Source organism: Sorangium sp. So ce1504, from assembly GCF_051521635.1.
Classification (GTDB): Bacteria; Myxococcota_A; Polyangia; order Polyangiales; family Polyangiaceae; genus Sorangium; species Sorangium cellulosum_B.
The window spans coordinates 8,174,889-8,195,248 of the sequence record NZ_CP150365.1 but is presented as its reverse complement, the minus strand read 5'-3'; the positions used below and the strand labels follow the sequence as shown (position 1 = coordinate 8,195,248).

The following is a 20,360-nucleotide window of genomic DNA, read 5'->3' as shown; positions in this document are numbered from 1 at the left end:
TGTCCTACGGTGTCTTCGCGCACCGGGCCCCGGTGCCTTCGCTGCGGTCCGACGGGAGGCGGCTGTTGCGGCTGGAAGAGAGCGGGTGCGATGGGGGGTCGCTCCAGCTCCCGCCCCGGATCACCCGGACCGAGGCTGTGGTGAGATTCGCGCAATCGTTGCATTCGCCTGGTGGGTACGGACTCGCGAACCCATCCAAGACCCACTCCCACAGGTTCCCGGACAGGTCTGCCTGACCCCACTTCCCATCCCCCTTCGGCGACCGCGAGCCGACCAGCTGGAAGTCGCTGAACGCGCATGACCGCGGCATGACCGCATCTCCCATGCAGTCATATACCGCGTGGCTCGCATCGATGGTGGTGTCGCTGGCTGACGTCGACCACGGATACGGCCTCTGCTCGCCTCCTCCCGCCGCCGCGTAGTTCCATTCCGCCTCCGTCGGCAGCCGACCCCCATCCCACGCGCAGAACGCGAACGCCACGTACCAGCTCAGGCAGCTCATCGGGAGGTGCTCGTTCGCTCCGGAGTCATCCGTCCATGTCTGGTAGGTCGACTCGCACTTCACCCCGGCCTTCAATGCCGCCGTATCCGCGGGCAGGCTGCTGTCCCACGCTGCGTCCCACCCGCTCGCCGCGATCTTCGGGTGCTCTCCTGCTCCTGCTGCCGGCTTGCTCCCGGGATATGCTTCCACGAACTTGCGGAACCGGCCCACCGTCACCTCGTACCTATCCAGCAAGAACCCGCTCACCGTCGCTGGATACCTCGTATCGTTGCCACGGTTGAACGTCCCTCCTTCGACCGCCGCTCCCGTCGCGCAGCAGCTCTCGTCGCCCCCAGGACCGCACGTCTCCGGCAGACCGACGCAGCTCCGTGGTACGCACTTCCCTTGGTCGCACGCTGGCGCTGCCGCTCCACACGGCGCCGCATCCTCCCATTCCCCGCGCTCATCGCAGCGCTGTGGCCGGTTCTCCGAGCAGCGCACGTCCTCCGGGCCGCACTCCCCGACGCACTTGCCCTCTACACACGTCTGATTCGCGCACGCCTTCCCCTCGGGCGTGCACTCGTCCCCGCCTCCAGCTCCCCTGGCGCCTCCCATCCCGCCTCCAGCCGCCCCTCCGGCGCCGGCTTCTCCGCCAGCTCCGCTCCCGCCGCTGCCTTCTTTTTGCACGTAATAACCGTCCTCCAGCCCCGCCACCAGCCCACAGCCGCCCGCCGTCGCCGCCCACGCCGCCCACAGCCATTTCGCGCCCGTCCTCTTCGCCATGGCTCGTCGTACCGCCGCCGCGTGCCCGATGTCCACCGCCGCGCGTGCTCGGCCTCACGCCCTGCTGCGCGAGCCGCATGCGTGCGCCTCGCGGCGCATGCCCCCGCGGCTCGCGGAGATGCCACGGCATCTTCGTCTCGAGCGAGCCGAGCGCCCAGATGGATTGCGTCAGGCAATCCGGAGCCCCGCCGGCGGCGAGCCGCTCGATCAGCACGGCATCGAGGCTCACGCAATTACGCGCGACCTGTCAGAATGATGTCTCTATTTCTCCCGAGCAGCGCGGTCACTTCGCGGGTCGCCGGAGCGCGACATGCGCTGAACTTGGCCGCGTGCGCGCCCCCGTGACAGCCACGCCGCGATGCCCTCCATGGCCCATGAGGTCCTCGTGGGTCTCCGCGCCGTGCGCTCCCTGGCTCCCGTTGAGGTGTTCCCGCTGCGCAGTGCCGTGGCCGGCTCGACGGCGTGCGCCTCATCGAGGCCTACCGTCGCGCTGCTCTCGGGCGCTGTCGCTCCGCGGCCGCTCCGACCGAGCGTGACGTGTCGCCCGCGGCGCCGGGGTCGGGTCACCCGCTCTCACGCGCTTGCGCACAGGGTTGCGAATTCATCTCTCTTTATCTGCCGTGCAGATCGCTTATTTGAAGTGCGTCGCCGCCGGTGAGTTGATATCAAGACCGCCGTGGGCAAGCTTGACGGGTTCGCGAAGCTGACCTTCGCCGAGGACACCCCGCGCGTCACCGACGGCTCCGCCGCATGGCACCGGCCGCCCGAGGTGCGACTCGAGCGCGTTCAGGCCGACGGTTACCTCCGTGTGCTGCGGCCTGACGGCCTCGCTCGTCTCGCCGCGCCCTGGCCGGCGGCGTGCGACCATGACGAGGTGCTCGTCGAGATCAAGATGGCCGGCGACCACGTCGACATCGGGGAGATCAAGCGCGCGACGCTGCGCAGGCTGGCGCGCGAGATCGAGCGCATCTACGCGTGCGAGCCGCTCTGGATGGGCGAAGAGCCCCTCTGGGTCGTCGCTCCCCGCTTGCCGTCGTGGCTGTACGTTGCGCGGGCGCCGGAGCGGTTCTCTCCTGGCTGCTACCGCGTCGGGCCGTCGCCGTTTCAGTTTCTCTGGATCGCCGCCAACGAGCTACCGCTGTGCGATGAGCTCGTGCCGTTCCTGGTGGCTCGCTCCGGACAGGCCCTTGACGAGTTCGCCCGGTGGGTGGCACCGCGGCGGGAGGTGGAATGGGTGATCTCTATGCTAGAGTACCTGCCGATGTCACCGCAGACCCGTGAGGACTTGCTGCGACGCTTCGCTCGCTCCGACGACCCGGAGATCGAGGCGCGCAGGCAGTGGATCCTTCGCGCCTTGCTCGCCGATAGCCCGGAGGTCAAGGCACAGCTCATCCAGGAGGGGATCGAGCAAGGGATCGAGCAAGGGCTCGAGAAGGGCCTCGAGAAGGGCCAGGAGCAAGGCCGGCTGACGGAAGCGCGCGCGGCGCTCCGCAGGGTCCTGGCGCGGCGTGGGCTTGCGCTCAGCGCGGCGCTAGAGGCCCAGATCGACGCCTGCTCGGAGCCGGCCGCGCTGGAGCGGTGGCTTGACCAGGCGGTGACCGCGACGAGCGCCGAGCAAGCGCTGGCGTAGCCTCGTGCTCGCGGCTGGCTCCGCATCGACCGCCCCTGGCGAGCACCTCCACGCCTCCCGGGGGAGCACCTCGACCTCCACGTAGGACAGCTGGATGAGCTCGCGACGCCCGCGTTCTCGGAGGAGAGGACGCGCGACGCTCTGCCGGCTCGCGCGCGAGAGGCCGCCTCGGTGCCGCTGTGCCCGACCTCGACGATGCGCAGTTTCATCCCGTTCAGACAGTGCGGATCCATGGCGTCCTGCCACCGGGCGCGGATCTGCTTGCGGATCTCGCCCCCGCGTCTCGTTCGGCGTGCGCCCGATCTCGTCGTCGAGCTCCGCCACGCCCTCGGCTGCACCCTCCCTCCATGTCGCCTCCGCTCGTGGACTCGAAGGGGCCCTCACACCGCCAGAAACTCCCTCGCGATCTCGTCGTCGAACTCCGCCACGCTCCCCCGCCGCACGATCCCGCCGTTATCCATGATGAAGTACTCGCTCGCCGTCGAGAGCGCGAAGTCCAGGAACTGCTCCACGAGCAGGATCGCCATATCCCCCTTCTGTCCGAGCCCCTTTATCACCTCCCCGATCTCCTGCATGATCGACGGCTGGATCCCCTCCGTCGGCTCGTCGAGCAAGAGCAGCTTCGGCTTCCTCAGCAGCACGCGCGCGAGGGAGAGCTGCTGTTGCTGCCCGCCGCTCAGCGTCCCTGCCGCCCGCGCGTGAAACTTCCTGAGGATGGGGAACATCTCCATCATCTCTTCCAGCGCCGCCGGGCTAGGCGTCGGATCGCTCTTCGCCTCGAAGCCCATGAGCAGGTTCTCTCGCACCGTCAGGTAGGGGAAGATCCCTCGCCCCTGCGGCACATAGCCTATCCCCGCGCGCGCCCTGTCGCTCGGCGACCTCGCCGTGAGGTCCGCCCCGTCGAGCGTCACCTTGCCGCGCCTTGGCTTCAGCACGCCCATGATCGCCTTGAGCAACGTCGTCTTGCCGACCCCGTTGCGGCCCAGCAGGCACGACACCCGCCCTGGCGCGACGTCCAGGCTGACCTGCGACAGGATGCAGCTCTCCTCGTAATAGACCGCGAGATCCTCGACAACCAGCATGCTCGCTACCGCTCCTCCGCCTGAGCCTCGGCCGGCTCCTTGGCCCCGCCCCGCGCGCGCCCCGCGTCGTGCGCCCGCCCGAGGTAGACCTCGATCACCTGCGCGTTGCCCTGGACCTCCTCGACCGGCCCCTCGCACAGCCGCCTGCCGGCGTGCAGCACCGTCACCGTGCTCGCGTAGCGCCGCACGAACTCCATGTCGTGCTCCACCACCAGCACCGACCGCTGCTTCGCGATCTCCTGGACGAGCTCCCCCGTGCGGTCGCGCTCGCGCCGGGTCATCCCCGCGACCGGCTCGTCGAGCAGGAGCAGCTTCGGCTGCTGCACGAGCAGCATGCCGATCTCCAGCCATTGCCGCTCCCCGTGCGCGAGCACCGCGGCCCGCACGTCCGCGCGCCGCCGGAGCCCGACGCGATCGAGCGTCTCGGCGATCTCCCTCTCTTGCGGCGCTGACAGCCCGCGGAGCAGCCCCGGCGCGCTCTCCCGGAAGCCCATCGCCGCCTCCAGGTTCTCGAGCACCGTGAGGCTCCCGAACACCGCCGGCGTCTGGAACTTCCGCCCGATCCCGAGCCGCACAAGGGCGTGCTCCGGCAGGCGATTCACCTCCACGGCCTCCTGTCCGGACTCCCCACCTCCGTGGAACACCACACGTCCGCTCGACGGCTTCGTCTTGCCGGTCAGGATGTCGAGCAGCGTCGTCTTCCCCGCGCCGTTCGGCCCGATCAGGAACCGGAGCTCCCCGCGCTGGATGGAAAAGTCGAGCTCGTCCAGCACCTTGAAGCCGTCGAAGCTCACCGTCACCCGCTGGACCTCGACGATGTTGCCGCGGCTCATCGCGCTGCTCCTCTCCTCGTTTCCGCGTTCGATTCCGCGCTCGTTTCCGTGCTCGCTTCCGCTCATCTCCGCGCCTCCCCCTCAGCGACCGGTCGTCGCCGGCGCCTCTGGGCCCGCCGCCGAATCGACCTCATCCCCGCTCGCCGGCCCCGCCGCGCCGCCCGTGTCGCGGCGCGAGAGCTTCGCGGCGTGCCGCTGCAGGAAGCCCGAGACGCCCTTCGGGAGCAGCATGACCGACGCCGCGAAGAGCGCGCCGAAGCCGAGCTGCCACACCTCGGGGTACGACTCGCTCAGCGCGCTCTTGCCCAGGCTGACCAGGATCGCCCCGACGACCGCGCCGATCAGCGTGCCGCGCCCGCCGACAGCCACCCAGGTCACCATCTCGACGGACGGGATCACGCCCATCGAGGAGGGCGAGATGAGGCCGACCTGGCAGACGAACAGCGCGCCCGCGATGCCCGCCATGCCCGCCGACAGCGCGAACACCAGCGTCTTCAGCGTGACCGGGTTGTAGCCGAGGAAGCGCACCCGGTTCTCGTCGTCCCGCATCGCCACGAGCAGGCGCCCGAAGCGCGACTGGGTGAGCTTCCGGCACAGGAGATAGAGCGCCCCGAGGCAGAAGAGCGTCACGAAATAGAGCACCGTCTGCGTCCCGGCTGCCCCCCGCGCGAAGCCGAAGATCGTCTTCAGGTTCGTGATCCCGTTCGTGCCGCCCGTCACCGCCTGCTGGCCGATGAAGAGGATCGACGCGATCAGCGTCAGCCCCTGGGTGATCAGCGAGAAATATACCCCCTGGACGCGGCTCCGGAAGACGAGATAACCCACCGCGGACGCGACCGCCATCGGCAGGAGGACGACCGCGCAGAGGGCCACGACCGGCGAGCGGAACGGCTCCCAGAAGATCGGCAGCGCCTCGAGGCCGCTCCAGCTCATGAAATCGGGCAGGCGCGAGCCGGACGTCTCCAGCTTCAGGTACATCGCCATCGCGTAGCCGCCGAGGCCGAAGAAGAGCCCCTGCCCGAGGCTCAGCATCCCGCCATAGCCCCAGATGAGATCGAGCCCCAGGGCGACGATGGCGTACGTGAGGAACTTGCCGAGCAGGTTCAGGCGGAAGTCGGAGAGCGCGAGCGGCGCGACGAGGAGCGGCAGCGCCACGGCGAGCGGCGCTCCCCAGGTCCAGACGAAATTGCGAAGGGCAGAGTCTCGAGGGGCCATGTCCGTGTCCTCTCCTATCGTGTGCGCAGGGCGAGCAGGCCTGTCGGACGCCACTGCAAGAAGGCGATCACCAGCGCGAACACGAGCGCCTTGCCGAGCGACGCCGTCGTCGAGAGCTCGAGCAGCGTGTTCGCGACGCCGATCACGAGCGCGGCCACCACCGTGCCAGGCAGCCGCCCGAGGCCCCCGAGGATGACCACCATGAAGGCGTCGACGATGTAGTTCGTCCCGAGCGACGGCCCGATCGAGCCGAGCTGCGTCAGCGCGCACCCGGCGATCCCGGCGAGCCCGGCGCCGAGCGCGAACGTCGCGGCGTCGACCCGGCGCGCGCGGACGCCGAGGCACGAGGCCATCTCGCGGTTCTGCATGACGGCCCGCAGCCGCCTGCCGCCCGCGGAGCGGTGCAGGTACGTGTAGACCGCGGCGATGCACGCGATCACGAGCGCGATGAGGAAGACCCGCTTGTAAGGCAGCTGCGCGCCGCCCGAGAGCGCCACGCCGCCGCTCAGCCACGACGGGCTCGAGACCTGCACGTTGGACGCGCCGAACAGGCTCCGCGCCGCCTGCTGCAGCACGAGCCCGACACCCCACGTGGCGAGGAGCGTGTCGAGCGGCCTGCCGTACAGGAAGCGAACGATCGAGAGCTCGAGCACGAGCCCGAGCACGCCGGCCACGAGGAACGAGGCCGGCAGCGCGAGCAGGAACCAGAGCCCGGCCTCGGTCCCCCCGACGAGCGGCGCGACGTGGTGCCCGATGACGTACGTCGTGTAGGCCCCCGCCATGATGAACTCGCCGTGGGCCATGTTGATCACGTTCATGAGCCCGAAGGAGAACGCGAGGCCCATCGAGATGAGCAGGAGGATCGAGCCCAGGCTCAGGCCATTGAAGGCGTGGAGGAGAACTTCGTTCATTCTAGAGCACCCAACCGATCGAGACGCCGCGCACAGTGAGGTTCGGGCCGCGGAGGCGCGGAGGGCATCCTGACGAGGCCCCGCGCCCTCCGCGGCTCCGTGGTCCGGGCTTCAGGCTTCGCGCTCGCGCCCCGCTACTTCGCGGCCAGCTCCTTCGCCCAGGGATACGCGCTCAGGTACGGATCCGGCTGGACCGGCTTGCCCGAGCTCCACACCTCGTCGATGAGGCCGTCCTTCCGGACAGCGCCGATGCGGACCGTCTTCCAGGTGTGCTGGTTCTTCCCGTCGAGCCGGACCAGGCCCTCGGGCGCGTTGTACTCGATGCCTCCGGCCTTCACGGCCTCCTTCACCTTGGCGACCTCGGTCGACTTCGCCTTCTCGACGGCCATCTTCCACAGGTAGACCCCGAAGTAGCCCGCCTCGATGGGGTCGTCCGTGACGCGCGCGGCGCCGTATTTGGCCTTGTACGCGTCGACGAACTTCTTGTTCTCTGGGGTGTCCGTGGTCTGGTAGTAGTTCCACGAGACGAGGTGTCCGGCGATGTTCTCGGCGCCGATGCCGCGCACCTCCTCCTCGGCGACGCTCACCGAGAGGACCGGCAGCTTGTCGGCGGTGTAGCCGGCGTCCTTGAACTGCTTGAAGAACGCCACGTTGCTGTCGCCGTTCAGCGTGTTGAAGATCGCGTCCGGCTTGGCCGCGCTGATCTTGGTGATGATCGTGCTGACCTCGGTCCCGCCGAGCGGCAGGTACTCCTCGCCGGCGAGCTCACCGCCCTTCGCCGCGAGCTGCGCCTTGATGATCTTGTTGGCCGTGCGCGGAAAGACGTAGTCGGAGCCGAGCAGGTAAATGCGCTTCTTGCCCTTCTCGAGCAGGTAGTCGACCGCGGGGACGATCTGCTGGCTCGGCTCGGCGCCGGTGTAGAAGATGTTGGGCGACTGCTCCAGCCCCTCGTACTGGACCGGGTAGAAGAGCAGGCCGTTCAGCTCCTCGAACGAGGGCAGCATCGCCTTGCGGCTGGCGCTGGTCCAGCCGCCGAACACGACCGCCACGGCGTCCTGCTGCACGAGCTTCCTGGCCTTCTCGTTGAACGTGGGCCAGTCGCTGGCGCCGTCCTCGACCACGGGCACGAGCTGCTTGCCGAGCACGCCGCCCGCCTTGTTGATCTCCTCGATGGCGAGCAGCGTCGCGTCCTTCACGGCCACCTCGCTGATCGACATGGTGCCGCTCAGCGAGTGGAGCACGCCGACCTTGATGGAGCCGCTGTCCGAGGCGGGCGCCACGGGCGCCGTCCCGGGCGCCGGAGCCTCGTCGTTCGCCTTGCCGCAGGCAGAGAGCAGGGCCGCGCCGGCGAGCGCCGCCATCGCGACGCAGAGCGTACGACGCCGAGAGGTGCCCGCCGCCGGCCGATCCTCAACGTCCAACCCAGACGTGTACATATTCAACGCATCCTCCTTGGGTGCCGAGGGCGCGTCCAATGCCCTGCATCGACGCGGCGCGGCGATTCGACTGCACAAGAGCCGTTGGGAGTTCGGGAGCCGGCCAGTGAAGACTCCCGGCTGGACACACCCGATGGCCGCCCTGCACAGCAGAACGCGGTCCCCGGACAAGGGCCAGCCACACGACGTCGTGGTGAAAGGCCTTATGCCGAGTGCCATGTTTCGTAGAGGTTTCGTCGACGTGAAATGTCGCCCGGCCGGCAGGCGCCGTGCGTTTTCCGCAGGCCGTTTGGATTTCTGGCCACAAAGCGCGTCGAGCGATCCATCGTTGTTCTCGTTCCGCTCGAGTTTTCGCCCCGGTTACGGCTCCGCTGTGATGCACCGCACGCGAGGGCGAGGCGCGCGGGGCGTCGAGCGTGGGGTCGTTGGGCGCGCACGCGCGGCCTCGCCCGGGGTCGTCACGCCCGATGTCGCTTGAGCCGACACGGTGTGGGGGACTCTGGCCGCTGCGCGCACGAGCGCTGCGAGCTCCGGCGCTGTGGCGAGCTGTTGCGATGAGGTGTGCTCTCCAGTGCAGTAAAAAACTTGTATCAAGAGCGGTAAATGGCGAGTACACTGATAGATGCTGTCTGCGCCCTGTGCTCGGTCGACACGGAAGGCAGGCGGGGTGGAGCCTATGAGAAGCACGGATCATTTGCCCGGCGAGACGGATGGCCGATCCACGAGCGGCGGAGCGGCGCCGGACGGCGTCGCAGCCGAGCCGCGGGACGAGAATTCGGTGGTGATCTCCCTGAGCGCGCTGCTCGCGGTGGAGAAGGACGCCTCCACCAAGAGCGGCGCGCGGGCCGATCGCGGCGCGAGGAGCTCCGGGATGGAGGATACCCACGGGTCCCCCGCAGGCGACGGAGAGCGCAGCAGCTATCTCGAGATCTTTCCGTTCGGCGTGCCTTCCGAGCTGCCGGCGTTCAGGCCGCCGGATCTCACGCCCGTGCCCTCCGAGGTCCCGATCGACCTGCGCCCGCCGCGCGCGCGGCGGGCCGCGGGCGTGCGCTACGGAATCGCGGGCGTCCTCGGGGCGGCGGTCGTCGCCAGCGCGGTGTGGCTCGGCGCCCCGCGCGAGACGCTCCAGGCGGCTGCGCAGCCCGGCGTGCGGCACGCGGCGAGCGCGGCGCTGGCGCAGCTGCCGAAGGTGGAGGCCAAGGCCGCGGCCGCGCCCGCCGAGGCGCCTCCGGCCAAGAAGAAGGGCGACAAGGCGCGCGAGCGCGGGGCGAAGGCCCCACCCGCCGCCGCAGCCGGGGGCAAGGCGTCGGCGAAGCGCGCCGCGGAGAGCAGTGGACCGGCGACCGCCGCGCCGCCGGCGAGCCCGGGCGGCGCGCGTACAGCGGGCGACCCCTGCAAAGGCGACCTCGACTGCGCCATGCGGCGCGCCGCGGGCGGCTCGTAACACCGCCCGCGCAAGCAAAAGGGCTGAGAGCTCGCCGCCGCTCCATCGAGATCTCGATCGTTCGGAGCGCGACAGCCCACCAGCGAGCTCTGGTGGGCGCCTCCTGTCTCACCTCTGCCGTTGAGGTCGCCCGCGTGCCCAGCGCGTTCCCCTGGAGCAGGTTATCCACGCGGAGCCGCTTGATCTCCCGCACCTGCCCTGTGCTAGGGTCTGCTCCTGTTGCACAAAACTGCTGACAACCGATCTGTCCCGGTGGATTGCGCGCACATTGTGCAGAGACATGCGTGCTCCTCGCGCGACCGCTTGGGGCGCAGAGGCGCAGCTGTAGGCACGAAGCAGATACCATCACGTAAAATTCTGGTGTAGGAACAGCGCCCGGCGCCGACGGTGGCGTTGAAGTGCACAGGAAGCGTGGCCCGGCGACGTCGCTCGACGTGTAGTGCCGAGTTACGAGCCGCGCGGCGCGACCCTACTCGTCTGGAGGTGGATTCATGAAAGCTTTCGGTTTCGCAGCGATCCTGATCAGCGTGGGTATGATGGCGGCCTGTACGGTCACGAGCGGTGATGGCGACACGAGCGGCGACGGCGGCTCGGGCGCCTCGGGCTCGACCACCACCACGTCGTCGGCCACCACGGGCGAGGGCGGATCAGGCGGGACAGGCGAGGGCGGCTCGGGCACGGGCGGGGCCGAGGAGTGCTCCGACGCCGGGACCGAGAACGAGTGCTTGGACTGCTGTGATGAGACGTACGCGGAAGGGCTGGAGGCCCTCGGGATTCACGGGTTCGAGGCGTGCGGTTGCACGGCTGACGCCACGTGCGCCAGCGTGTGCGATACCACCGATGCCACGACCGACGTCTGCAACGATGACGGCACCATCAACCTGGATGCGAACAACGCCGACTGCGTGGCGTGCCTGAATGAGCTCGCCGAGGACGATGCCTGCATCGAGGCCGCCGCGGCCGCCTGCGAAGACGATGCGGAGTGCCTCCCGTACCTCGAGTGCCTGGGCACCTGCCAGTGATGGCTCTCAGGCGCCGAGCCGGCGTCGTGCGCCATCGATCCTGAGGTGATCCGAGCCGGCCGGACAGAACAGGCGATCTCGACGAGATCGCCTGTCCTGTTTTGTCGCATACCGTCCTGCCGGCGACCATCGAGGGGCGCGCGTCGAGCGGCCCCCTGCGATGAGCGGTCTTGCCGGGTGCGAACCTGCCAGGGATCGCCGGCGCCCTACGGCGAGAGCCGCACCACCAGGATGTCGGCCGCTGTCGACTGCGCCGTGGCGCCGTCGAGGTCCACGCTGCCCTCCACGGTCCCGGCGAGCAGGGCGTGGCCGCGCTCCACGAACGACGCGACCCCCGCCGCGGACCGGCGCCCGCCGCTGCTCCCGGCGCCCGGGCCGAGCCGCTTGCTCCAGACGTGGCGCCCCCCGGCGTCGAACCGCGCCACGACGATGTCGCCGCCGCCGCCGGCGCCGTCGAGCGGCCCCCCGCCGAGGTCGGTCGGGCCATCGACGTCGCCCGCCAGGACGAGCCCGCCGTCCGCCTCGAGCGCGAGGCGCGGCGGCCGCTCCGCGGGGTAGGCCCGGCTGAAGCGGTGCTCTCGCGCAGGCCCGAGCTCGGCCACGAACGCCGACATCCCCTCCGAGAACAGCTCGCCGCCGCCCAGATCGAGGATCCCGTCGAAGGTCCCGCTCAGCGCGATCTCGCCGCCCGGCCCGATCTCGATGTCGCCGCCGCGCTGCAGGCGGCCGTCTCCGAAGGCCAGCGACGCGACGTGCTCGCCGCCCTCGTCGAGCTTGGCCAGGAACACGTCGCTCATCCCCCTGGACAGGAGCCGGGGCGCCTCGTCGCCGAGCTGGAGCTCGCCGTCGAAGGTCCCTGTCATGACCACATCCCCGCGCGGGTCCACCGCCACACCCGTCGGCTCCTGGTTCCCCGCGCCGCGGAACTCCCGCCTCCAGAGGAGCTCGCCCGACGTGTCGAGCTTGGCCACCGCCACGTCGGTCCCGCCGGGGTCCATCAGCGTCGACACGACCACGAACTCGCCCCGCGCCGAGGCCGCGATGTCCTGCGGCCTGCCGAGGATCATCGCGCTCCACTGCGGCTCGCCCAGGTCGTCCAGCTTGATCACGAACCCCAGCGGCGCGTCGGCCGTGAGCCCCACGTCGTTCATCTTCCCCACGAGCTCGCCCGTGATCGCGACATGGCCGTCGAGATCCACCGCGAGCGCCTGCAGCGAGCCTCGCCCCTCGGTGACGAACCGACGTATCCACGCCACGGTGCCGCCCGGATCGAGCCGCGCGACGAAGATGTCCTGCTCGGCGCCGGTCGCGAACTGCCCTGCGCCGAGATCGAGGGAGCCCGCGAACTCGCCGCCCAGGATCGCGGAGCCCCCGGGGCCCGCCGCGAGCGCGCGCGCCCGCTCCTGGCCTGCGCCGCCGAGGAGGGCGCCGAGCGGTCCGCCGGGGAGCACCGCGCCGCAGTCCCATCCGCCGTTGCAGTCCTCGTCGGCCGGCGTGCTGCAGTCCTCGACCCGCGGCGTGACCTCGCCGGCGCAGGCGCCCCACCGGCTGTCGAGCCCGCACGTCCGCCGGCCGGCGCGGCACGCGCCGACGCCCACGGTGCCCGGCGGTCCTCCGTACGGGCACGGCTCGACGGTCCCGGGGGCGCAGGCGCAGACGGCGCTGCCGCCGTCGGCCGCGGGATCCTCTGGCCGGCCGCCGTCGCCGTCCGCCTCGTCGATCGCGCCGTCGCAGTCGTCGTCGGCCGCGTTGCCGCAGCGCTCCGGCGCAGGCGTCACCTCGCCCTCGCAGGGGCCGTAGCCGTCGCCGGCGGCGTTGCACCGCATGAGGCCGGTCTGGCAGGCGCCGACCCCCTCGGTCGCCGGCGGCCCGCTGTAGCAGGCGATGGTCGAGAGCGGCGCGCAGCCCTCCTCCACGAGGATGCCGTCCTCGAGCCCGAGCAGCGCGTTGCAGCCGGCGCAGCCGAGCGCCACGAGGGTGAACCGCAGGCCGAGCCCGGTCGTGCTGCGCGCGCCCACGTCAATAACTCCCGCCCACGACGAGGGAGAACCCGCCGGGGCCGGCGGCGGCCGCCGCCGTGGCGCGGCGCGAGGGCGGGCCGGCGGCGCTGGGCGGGGCCGTCCAGAGGAGCAGGCCGGCCGCGAGCAGCGCGGCGGTGCCGGTCGAGAACGCGATCGTCGAGGCGGTGCCGGCCTCCTGCGCGTCCTCGCGCAGCGAGACCCCGACGGCGTCGCAGCGGCTCCGGGCGTCGCAGTGGCCGCGGTTCGAGGCGTCCCTGCGGGCGATCGCCTCGGCGCCGAACACGGCGCCAAGGCCGAGCCCGACGAGGCCGGCGCCGCCGGTCACGAGCGCGATCACGCGCTGCGCGCGCCCGGCGCCGCCTCCGCGGTCGTCGAGCGGCAGGACGGGAGGCGCCTGCGTCCTCTGGCCTTTCGGCGCGGCGGCGAGCGCGCGCGGGGGCGGCTCTTGCGCCAGGAGGAGGGGCACGTCGATGACGACGCCCGCGCCGTCGGGTGGGACGACGCGCTCGACCGACCAGCGCTTCCTGCCGGGCGCCTGCGCCTCGATCGTGTGCGTCCCCGGGTCGACCGGGAGCGCCTGTCCCCACTGGGAGGGCAGGAGCAGCACGCCGTTGCGGCGGATCTCGAGCCCCGGCGCGGCGCTCCCGGGGGGCACGGCGATCGCCATCCGCGAGAGCCGCGGCTCGAGCGCCGCCGCGAGCGCGGTCGCGCGCGCGGCGCGGGGGTCTCCCGCGCTCTTCGCGATGGCCGCGGTCTCGCTGAAGACGTTCCAGGCGCCCGCGGTCCTGCCTGTGCGCGCGAGGCACTCGCCGAGCCGCAGAAGGAGGTTGAGGGCGGTTGGATCGAGCGTCCGGCCCTGCTCGAGCATGGCACACGCCTCGGCGATGCGGCCCGCCTCGAGCAGGCGCGTCGCGGCCTGATAGAGCGCGAGCACCTGCTCCTTGTGTCCGCCCGGCTGTCCCGGGTTGGGGTTGGGCTGTCCCAGGTTGGGCAGGTTGGGCTGTCCCGGGTTGGGCTGTCCCGGGTTGGGCTGTCCCAGCCGTCCCGGGTTGGGGTTGGGCTGTCCCAGGTTGGGCTGTGCCAGGTTGGGGCTCGTCTGTGCCGTGTCGGACTGCGCCGGACCGGGCTCGCCGGCCTGGCCGCCCGCCGGCGCGAGCGACAGCGACACGGCCGCGAGGGCGGAAGCGAGCCCGCGCGGGCGCGAGCAGCAGGGGATCTTCGGCAGGGCTCCTCGGGGCATGGCGATCACCACGGGCTGTCCGGCGCGCCCGCCGGCGTCGCCGCTTCAGCGCCGCTGCCGGGCGCTGCCACGAGGGACGGCGCGCCCGCCGCCGCGCCCCGGACGGGCGCCGGCGCATCCGCCGCCGTCCGCACCGCGGCGCCAGCGGCGGGCGCCGGTGAGGACCCGGACGTGTGCACCCCGCGCGCCAGCGCGCGCTGCGGACTCCCCGCGTTCGCCCGCGCGGGCGGCGCGGCCCTCGTGGACAGGACGGCGCCGGCTCCGCTGTGCGCGGCCGGGCGCGCGGCTCTGGCGTCGGCCTGGGGCGCGTCGCACGCGCTGGCAGCGCCGTCGTGCAGCGCACCTTCGGCCGCGTCATCGGGCCCCTGGAACGACCTGGCTGCCACCGCGTTCCCCTTCGGCTCCGCGGCGAGCCCCTGCGGCACGCCCGCGAGGTGCTGGGCACCGGCGCCGTCGGCCCAGGTCAATCCCGCTGCTCGCGGCCACCCGGGCGACAGCAGGATCGCGGCCAGCGTGGCGCTCGCGGAGACCGCGCCGGCCGTGGCCGCCAGCCAGGTTCGCCTGGGGCGGCGGCCCTCGCGCCTCGTCTCGGCCGGCCCGGAGGACGTCGTGGGCGGCCGAACGGAGGTCGCGGCCGGCCGAGCGGAGGCCGTGGGCGGCCGCGCGGCGGTCGTGGGCGGCCCATCGTCCAGCCACGTGAACGTCGGTTGGCTCCGGTGCACCCCTGTGGGCAGCGTCGCGTCGGGCGCTCCGCGCAGCGCGAACGGCGCGAGCGCGGCGGCGAGCTCGCGGGCCGAGGCCGGGCGGCGCGTCCGGTCCTTCTCGAGGCAGCGCATCACGATCTCCTCGAACCCCTCGGGCAGATCGGCGCACGCGTTCCGGAGCGGCCGGGGCGCCTTCTCCGACACGACCAGCACGAACTGCTCCAGCGTCTCCGCGCCGAACGGCAGCGTGCCGCTCACGAGCTGGTACAGCACGACCCCGAGCGCCCACAGATCCGCGCGCAGATCGATGTCCTTGGGCGTCAGCATCTGCTCTGGCGCCATGTAGCGGCGGGAGCCCATGACCGACCGCGCCGTCGTCATCTCGAGCCCGTCGTGCTCCGGCTTCGCGCTCATGAACTTCGCGACGCCGAAGTCGAGCACCTTGAGGAGCGGCGTGCCGTCGGTCCGGTACGTCAGGAACAGGTTCGCGGGCTTGAGGTCCCGGTGCACCATCCCGAGCGCGTGCGCCTCCGTCAGGGCAACGCAGGCCTGACGGACGTACTCCGCCGCCTCCTCGACCGGCAGCCGCCCGCGGCGCTCCAGGATCGAGCGGAGATCGTTGCCCGACAGGTGCTCCATCACGATGTACGGCACCGGCAGCGCGATCCCCGGCCTCGGGGCGAGCGCGCCCAGGTCGTAGATCCGCGGCACGTGCTCCGTCTTCATCCGGAACATCCCGCGCGCCTCGCGCTGGAACCGCCTCAGCAGCGCCGCGTTGCCGCAGTGCTCCGGCCGCATGAATTTGACGGCCACCAGCTCGCCCAGCGACAGGTGCCGCGCCGCGACGACGGCCCCCATCCCGCCGATGCCAAGAGGCCGCTCGACCCGGTAGCGGTCTGCGATGACCTCGCCGCAGTGCACGGGCACCACTCCCTCTTCATCGCTCACCACGCGCCCCCCCACTCCGTCGCTCTGAGCTTGCAGACCGGCGAGCCACGATTCCGGACCGGATGGTTCCTTGCAGGGCCACGCTCGACGCGCTCGCCGCAGGTGTCTGGTGAGATTCGATTCTCCGGAGAGGCGATACGTCGCGTCGTCTGTCGAATTTTCCGGCGCTCCTGTGGGCGCGTGGAGGTGCGCTTCATCTGCTGAGGGCGATCCGAGGGCGCCTCCGCCCTGCACGCGTCGTCGCGCCGGAGGCCGTGATGGGTCGCGCCGAAGGCCGCGTTGGGATTGAAGTGTCCCGGTTCCTTTCTGCCGTCCTCCGCGATACAGACGTGCCGTGTCTGCCTCTCCCGCCCTGGTCTGCCGCGGCCTGGTCAAGCGTTATGGGGACGTCGTGGCCGTGAACGGGCTCGACCTCGAGGTCCAGCGCGGCGAGTGTTTCGGCCTGCTCGGCCCGAACGGCGCGGGCAAGACGACCACGGTGGAGATCCTCGAGGGGCTGACCCGCCCCGACGCCGGCGAGGTCGAGGTGCTGGGCGAGCGCTGGGTGGGGGACGGCATCGCGCTGCGCGCCCGGCTCGGCATCCAGCTCCAGGAGACGCGCTTCCCGGACAAGCTCCGGGTCGGCGAGGTGATCGCGCTGTTCCGCAGCTTCTACCCGCGCGGCATCGAGCCGGAGCAGGCGCTGCGCCGCGTGGCCTTGCAGGAAAAGTCGAGCGCGTTCGTGCGCACGCTGTCGGGCGGGCAGAAGCAGCGGCTGTCGCTCGCCTGCGCGCTCGCGGGCGATCCGGAGGTGCTGTTCCTCGACGAGCCGAGCACCGGCCTCGACCCCGCGTCGCGCCGTCAGATATGGGCCATCGTCGAGGATCTGAAGGCCCGCGGCCGCACGATCCTCCTGACCACGCACTACATGGAGGAGGCCGCGCGCCTCTGCGACCGCGTGGGGATCGTCGATCGCGGGCGGCTGCTCTCGCTCGGCACGCCGGCGGCGCTCGTCGCCTCGCTCGGCGCCGAGCACGTCGTGGAGGTCGAGGTGGACGCGGAGATCGCCGAGGAGGAGCTCATGGGGCTGCCGGGCGTGGAGGCCGTGCGCTTCGCGCAGGGGGCGCTCCGGCTGACGGTGCGCGACGTCGCGCGCGTGCTCCCGCCGCTGCTCGCGCTCTGCGCGGCGCGCGGGGCCACGCCGAAGCGGCTCGCGACGCACCACGCGAGCCTGGAGGACGTGTTCATGGCGCTCGCCGGGCGGACGCTCGCGGACGACGAGGCCGCGTGATGGCGCGCTGGCTCCGCTCCCTGCGCGCCTCGTCGCTCGCGCTCCTCATCCGGGCGCGGGTCGTGGAGTTCCTGCGCGAGCCCGAGGCGATCTTCTGGATGTTCGTGTTCCCGATCCTGCTCTCGTCGGCGCTGGCCGTCGCGTTCAGGGACCAGCCCGCGGAGCCCGTGCGGGTGAGCGTCGAGGAGGGCGCCGGGGCCGAGCCGCGGCGCGCGGCGCTCGATGCGTCGGGGCAGGTCGTCCCGCGGGTGGTCCCGCGGGCGCAGGCGCAGCAGGAGCTCCGGACGGGCAAGGTCGCGCTGGTCGTGCTCGCCACCGATCCGCCCACGTACTGGTTCGATCCGGCGCGGCCGGAGAGCCGCCTCGCCCGGCTCGAGGTGGACCAGGCGCTCCAGCGCGCGGCCGGGCGCGCCGACGCCTTCCGCCCGGCCGCGCTCGAGGTGACCGAGGCCGAGAGGGGCTCCCGCTACGTCGATTTCCTGGTGCCCGGGCTGCTCGGCATGAACGTGATGTTGACCGGGATCTGGGGGATCGGGGTCGCGATCGTGCAGCAGCGCATCGGCAAGCTCCTGAAGCTGTTCGTCGCGGCGCCCATGCCGCGGTGGCAGCTCCTCGCGTCGCACCTCGGCGCGCGGCTCGTGTTCCTGGTGCTCGAGGTCGTGGCCCTGCTCCTGTTCGCGACCCTCGTGCTCGGCGTGCCGATCGCCGGCTCGCTCGCTGCGCTCGCGCTGGTCGCCGTGGTCGGCGCGCTGGCGTTCGCCGGGGTCGGCCTGCTCATCGCGGCGCGGCCGCGGACCCTCGAGGGCATCTCGGGCCTGGGCAACCTCGTCACGTTCCCGATGTGGATCTGCTCCGGCGTCTTCTTCTCGGCCGATCGCTTCCCCGACGCGATCCAGCCTTTCGTCCAGGCCTTGCCCCTCACCGCGCTGAACGACGCGCTCCGGGGCGTGATGCTCGAGGGGGCGCCGCTCGCCGCGATCGCGCCCGAGCTCGCGCTGCTCGCCGTCTGGGGCGTCGCGACCTTCGCGCTCGCCCTCAAGCTCTTCCGCTGGGAGTAGCCGCCGCGCCGCGGCCAGCGCCAACGGGCCACGGTGCGTGAGCTCACCGGCGCACGCTGTGCGCCAATCGCTCCATCGCTCCGCGAGCATGTCAGTCAACCTGCGTCGTGGTGGCGGCGCAGTCCTCGTCAAGCTCGCATGCTCCTACCGTGTGTCCATATTTTCTGTTCAGGACATTGACCTTCCAAAGTGGCGCGGTCCTGTATTCGTGTACGATGACCGCATGAATGAACGGGGGAGCGGAGCGGCCAACGCCCTCGCACCGCGCCGAGTCTGTCCTTCTGGGTCGCGGGGCCGCTGGCCGTCGCGCTGCTCGTGTTCGTGGGTCCGGGGCTGTGGATCGCGGCGTGGGCCATCGAGGGCGCGATCCTGAAGAACGAGCTGGGCGTCCTCGCGCGGACGCATGACGAGTGGACCCGCCGCATGAACGACCGCCTGATCCAGGCGGAGGCGAGCGTCGCGCGGTACGGCCGCATGCTCACCTCGGCGTTGCATGAAGTCGAGGGAGAGACCCCACAGAAGTTCGACGCCCTCGTCGGGCCGTCGCGCGACGGCGGCATGGTGTCGCGCAACGCGGGCTTCGAGCCCAGGCGAGACGCCATCGTCTGGCTGCCCGCGGGGTACCCGCTCGACGGCCGGGAGAAGGTCTTTCTCCTGGAGTTGAAGCGCATGACCGAGCTGTACTCGGCGGGGGCGCCGGGGGAGCCCATCAACACCTGGCTCATCCCCAGGCGGAACGGGCTCGTGATGTACTGGCCCAGCCACACGAGCTACATCGATCAGGTCGACACGACCGTCGATTTCGTCAACTCGGAGTGGACGACGCTCGCGCTCCCGGCGAACAACCCGGAAGGAAAGCCGCGCTGGACGCCGACGAGCTACGACCCGGGGGCGCGCGAGTGGATGGTGAGCGTCGTGGTGCCGTTCTTCCGCGACGGGGTGTTCGCGGGGAGCGCCGGGCACGATGTCACGGTCAACGCGGTGATGGACAGCTTCCGGGAGCTCTCGCTGTATCCCCGTCGTTCTTGAACGCGACGGCCGAGATCTGCCGGATCCGCGCGGAGCAGAAGGGGATCGCGTTCGTGTTCAAGCCCGGCCCCACGCTGCCCGAGGGGGTGCGCGCCGACCAGCGGCGCCTGCGTCAGATCCTGCTCAATCTGCTCGGCAACGCCATCAAGTTCACCGAGAACGGGAGCGTCACCTTCACGGTCGCGGAGGTGCCCGGCGGGCCACACGGCGCGCGCAAGGATCTCCCGGAGGACGGCGCGAGCCCCGAATCGCGGACCAAGACGCACAGGATACGCTTCGAGATCGAGGACACGGGGACCGGCATCGGCGCCGAACACCTGGACCAGATATTCCTGCCCTTCAAGCAGGTCGGAGACAAGAGTCGTCACCGCGAGGGCACCGGGCTCGGGCTGGCGATCAGCCAGCGCATCGTCACGCTGATGGGCAGCTCCATCCAGGTCAGGAGCGAGCTCGGGAAGGGCAGCGTCTTCTGGATGGACCTGGCGCTCGCCGAGGCGCCCGACTGGACGGACACCGTGAGGCGCACGGAGCAGGGGCAGATCGTCGGCTACAAGGGCTCGCGACGGAGGCTCCTCGTGGTGGACGACAAGCCGGAGAACCGCGCCGTGGTCATCAGCATGCTCGCGACCCTCGGGTTCGAGCTGGCGGAGGCGAACGACGGCCAGGAGGGCCTGGACAGGACGGCGAGCGAGAGGTTCGATCTGATCATCACCGATCTCGCGATGCCCGTGCTCGACGGCTGGGAGATGATGCGCCGCATGCGCAAGGCGCCCGAGCTTGCAGGGACGATGATCATCGCGTCTTCCGCAAGCGCGTTCATCACCGACCAGGACAAGAGCCTGGAAGCGGGCGCTGACGATTTCCTGGCCAAGCCGCTGCAGATGGATGAGCTGCTCGAGAAGCTCCAGCGACACCTCAAGCTGGAGTGGATCTACGAGCGGCAGGACGGCGCCAGCGAGGAGACGGAGCCGAGCCCCAGCTCGGGTGTGACCAGCATCCGCGATGTCGTCCTGCCCCCGGACGAGGACCTCAAGGCCTTGCGCGATCTCGCGCGCAAGGGGCTCGTCAATCACATCCAGAAATACGCGGACAAGCTCGAGCTGGGCGACCCTCGGCTCGCGCCCTTCGCCAAGCACCTGCGCGAGCTCTCCGAGGACTTCCGGCTGGAGTCGATAGAAGAGCTCGTCGGCGGGCGTATCGACGGTGGCGCCCGATGAGGGCGTCGGGTTGAGATCTGTTGTGAGCGCAGTCAT

General features: G+C 71.2%; 16 protein-coding genes. 7 read left to right on the top strand and 9 right to left on the bottom strand.

What is annotated here, in order from left to right:
• Window positions 1-4: 4 nt before the first annotated feature.
• Window positions 5-748 carry a formylglycine-generating enzyme family protein gene (locus WMF39_RS30680; RefSeq protein WP_437740045.1) on the bottom strand — a complete coding sequence of 248 codons (744 nt, stop codon included), beginning with the start codon at window positions 746-748 and terminating at the stop codon, window positions 5-7.
• A gap of 1,192 nt (window positions 749-1,940) precedes the next feature.
• Here WMF39_RS30680 and WMF39_RS30675 point away from each other — a divergent pair.
• Window positions 1,941-2,894, top strand: coding sequence for a hypothetical protein (locus tag WMF39_RS30675; RefSeq protein WP_437740044.1), 954 nt, complete (start codon window positions 1,941-1,943; stop codon window positions 2,892-2,894).
• Between the two features lie 380 nt (window positions 2,895-3,274).
• On the opposite strand, the gene urtE is transcribed toward WMF39_RS30675, so the two are convergent.
• The 5 genes from urtE to urtA form a co-directional block, all read right to left on the bottom strand.
• On the bottom strand, window positions 3,275-3,976 hold the full coding sequence (urtE, locus tag WMF39_RS30670; protein WP_437740043.1) for an urea ABC transporter ATP-binding subunit UrtE: 702 nt from the start codon (window positions 3,974-3,976) through the stop codon (window positions 3,275-3,277).
• Window positions 3,977-3,981: 5 nt separating this feature from the next.
• On the bottom strand, window positions 3,982-4,809 hold the full coding sequence (urtD, locus tag WMF39_RS30665) for an urea ABC transporter ATP-binding protein UrtD (RefSeq protein ID WP_437740042.1): 828 nt from the start codon (window positions 4,807-4,809) through the stop codon (window positions 3,982-3,984).
• 81 nt (window positions 4,810-4,890) lie between these two features.
• On the bottom strand, window positions 4,891-6,024 hold the full coding sequence (gene urtC / locus WMF39_RS30660) for an urea ABC transporter permease subunit UrtC (protein ID WP_437740041.1): 1,134 nt from the start codon (window positions 6,022-6,024) through the stop codon (window positions 4,891-4,893).
• 14 nt (window positions 6,025-6,038) lie between these two features.
• Window positions 6,039-6,935, bottom strand: a complete 897-nt coding sequence (gene urtB / locus WMF39_RS30655; protein WP_437740040.1) for an urea ABC transporter permease subunit UrtB — start codon at window positions 6,933-6,935, stop codon at window positions 6,039-6,041.
• A 134-nt stretch (window positions 6,936-7,069) separates the two neighbouring features.
• A complete protein-coding gene (gene urtA, locus WMF39_RS30650) occupies window positions 7,070-8,296 on the bottom strand; it encodes an urea ABC transporter substrate-binding protein (protein ID WP_437740039.1) in 1,227 nt (408 codons plus the stop codon).
• Window positions 8,297-9,152: 856 nt separating this feature from the next.
• Between urtA and WMF39_RS30645 the strand changes: the two genes are divergently transcribed.
• Both WMF39_RS30645 and WMF39_RS30640 read left to right on the top strand, forming a co-directional pair.
• The gene (locus WMF39_RS30645) at window positions 9,153-9,815 is read left to right on the top strand and encodes a hypothetical protein (protein ID WP_437740038.1); all 663 of its coding nucleotides are present in this window, start codon (window positions 9,153-9,155) and stop codon (window positions 9,813-9,815) included.
• A gap of 491 nt (window positions 9,816-10,306) precedes the next feature.
• Entirely contained in the window at window positions 10,307-10,837 is a 531-nt protein-coding gene (locus WMF39_RS30640; protein ID WP_437740037.1) for a hypothetical protein, read from the top strand.
• A gap of 206 nt (window positions 10,838-11,043) precedes the next feature.
• Here the strand turns inward: WMF39_RS30640 and WMF39_RS30635 are convergent, their stop codons facing one another.
• Genes WMF39_RS30635 through WMF39_RS30625 form a run of 3 tightly spaced genes read right to left on the bottom strand, consistent with a single transcriptional unit; the run spans window position 11,044 to window position 15,723 of the window.
• Window positions 11,044-12,855 carry a hypothetical protein gene (locus WMF39_RS30635; RefSeq protein WP_437740036.1) on the bottom strand — a complete coding sequence of 604 codons (1,812 nt, stop codon included), beginning with the start codon at window positions 12,853-12,855 and terminating at the stop codon, window positions 11,044-11,046.
• Window position 12,856: 1 nt separating this feature from the next.
• Window positions 12,857-14,098 (bottom strand): tetratricopeptide repeat protein, encoded by a 1,242-nt coding sequence (locus tag WMF39_RS30630; RefSeq protein WP_437740035.1) that lies wholly within the window; start codon window positions 14,096-14,098, stop codon window positions 12,857-12,859.
• Window positions 14,099-14,103: 5 nt separating this feature from the next.
• Window positions 14,104-15,723 (bottom strand): protein kinase domain-containing protein, encoded by a 1,620-nt coding sequence (locus tag WMF39_RS30625; RefSeq protein ID WP_437740034.1) that lies wholly within the window; start codon window positions 15,721-15,723, stop codon window positions 14,104-14,106.
• A 361-nt stretch (window positions 15,724-16,084) separates the two neighbouring features.
• On the opposite strand from WMF39_RS30625, the gene WMF39_RS30620 reads away from it, so the two are divergent.
• The 4 genes from WMF39_RS30620 to WMF39_RS30605 all read left to right on the top strand — a co-directional run bounded on the left by WMF39_RS30620 (window position 16,085) and on the right by WMF39_RS30605 (window position 20,324).
• Window positions 16,085-17,020 (top strand): ATP-binding cassette domain-containing protein, encoded by a 936-nt coding sequence (locus WMF39_RS30620; RefSeq protein WP_437740033.1) that lies wholly within the window; start codon window positions 16,085-16,087, stop codon window positions 17,018-17,020.
• Entirely contained in the window at window positions 17,020-18,078 is a 1,059-nt protein-coding gene (locus WMF39_RS30615; RefSeq protein WP_437740032.1) for an ABC transporter permease, read from the top strand. The genes WMF39_RS30620 and WMF39_RS30615 overlap by 1 nt, the downstream gene beginning before the upstream one ends.
• Before the next feature lie 321 nt (window positions 18,079-18,399).
• Window positions 18,400-19,107 (top strand): hypothetical protein, encoded by a 708-nt coding sequence (locus WMF39_RS30610; protein ID WP_437740031.1) that lies wholly within the window; start codon window positions 18,400-18,402, stop codon window positions 19,105-19,107.
• Window positions 19,104-20,324: an ATP-binding protein gene (locus WMF39_RS30605; protein WP_437740030.1), complete on the top strand. Its 1,221-nt coding sequence runs from the start codon at window positions 19,104-19,106 to the stop codon at window positions 20,322-20,324. The genes WMF39_RS30610 and WMF39_RS30605 overlap by 4 nt, the downstream gene beginning before the upstream one ends.
• The last annotated feature ends 36 nt before the right edge of the window (window positions 20,325-20,360 follow it).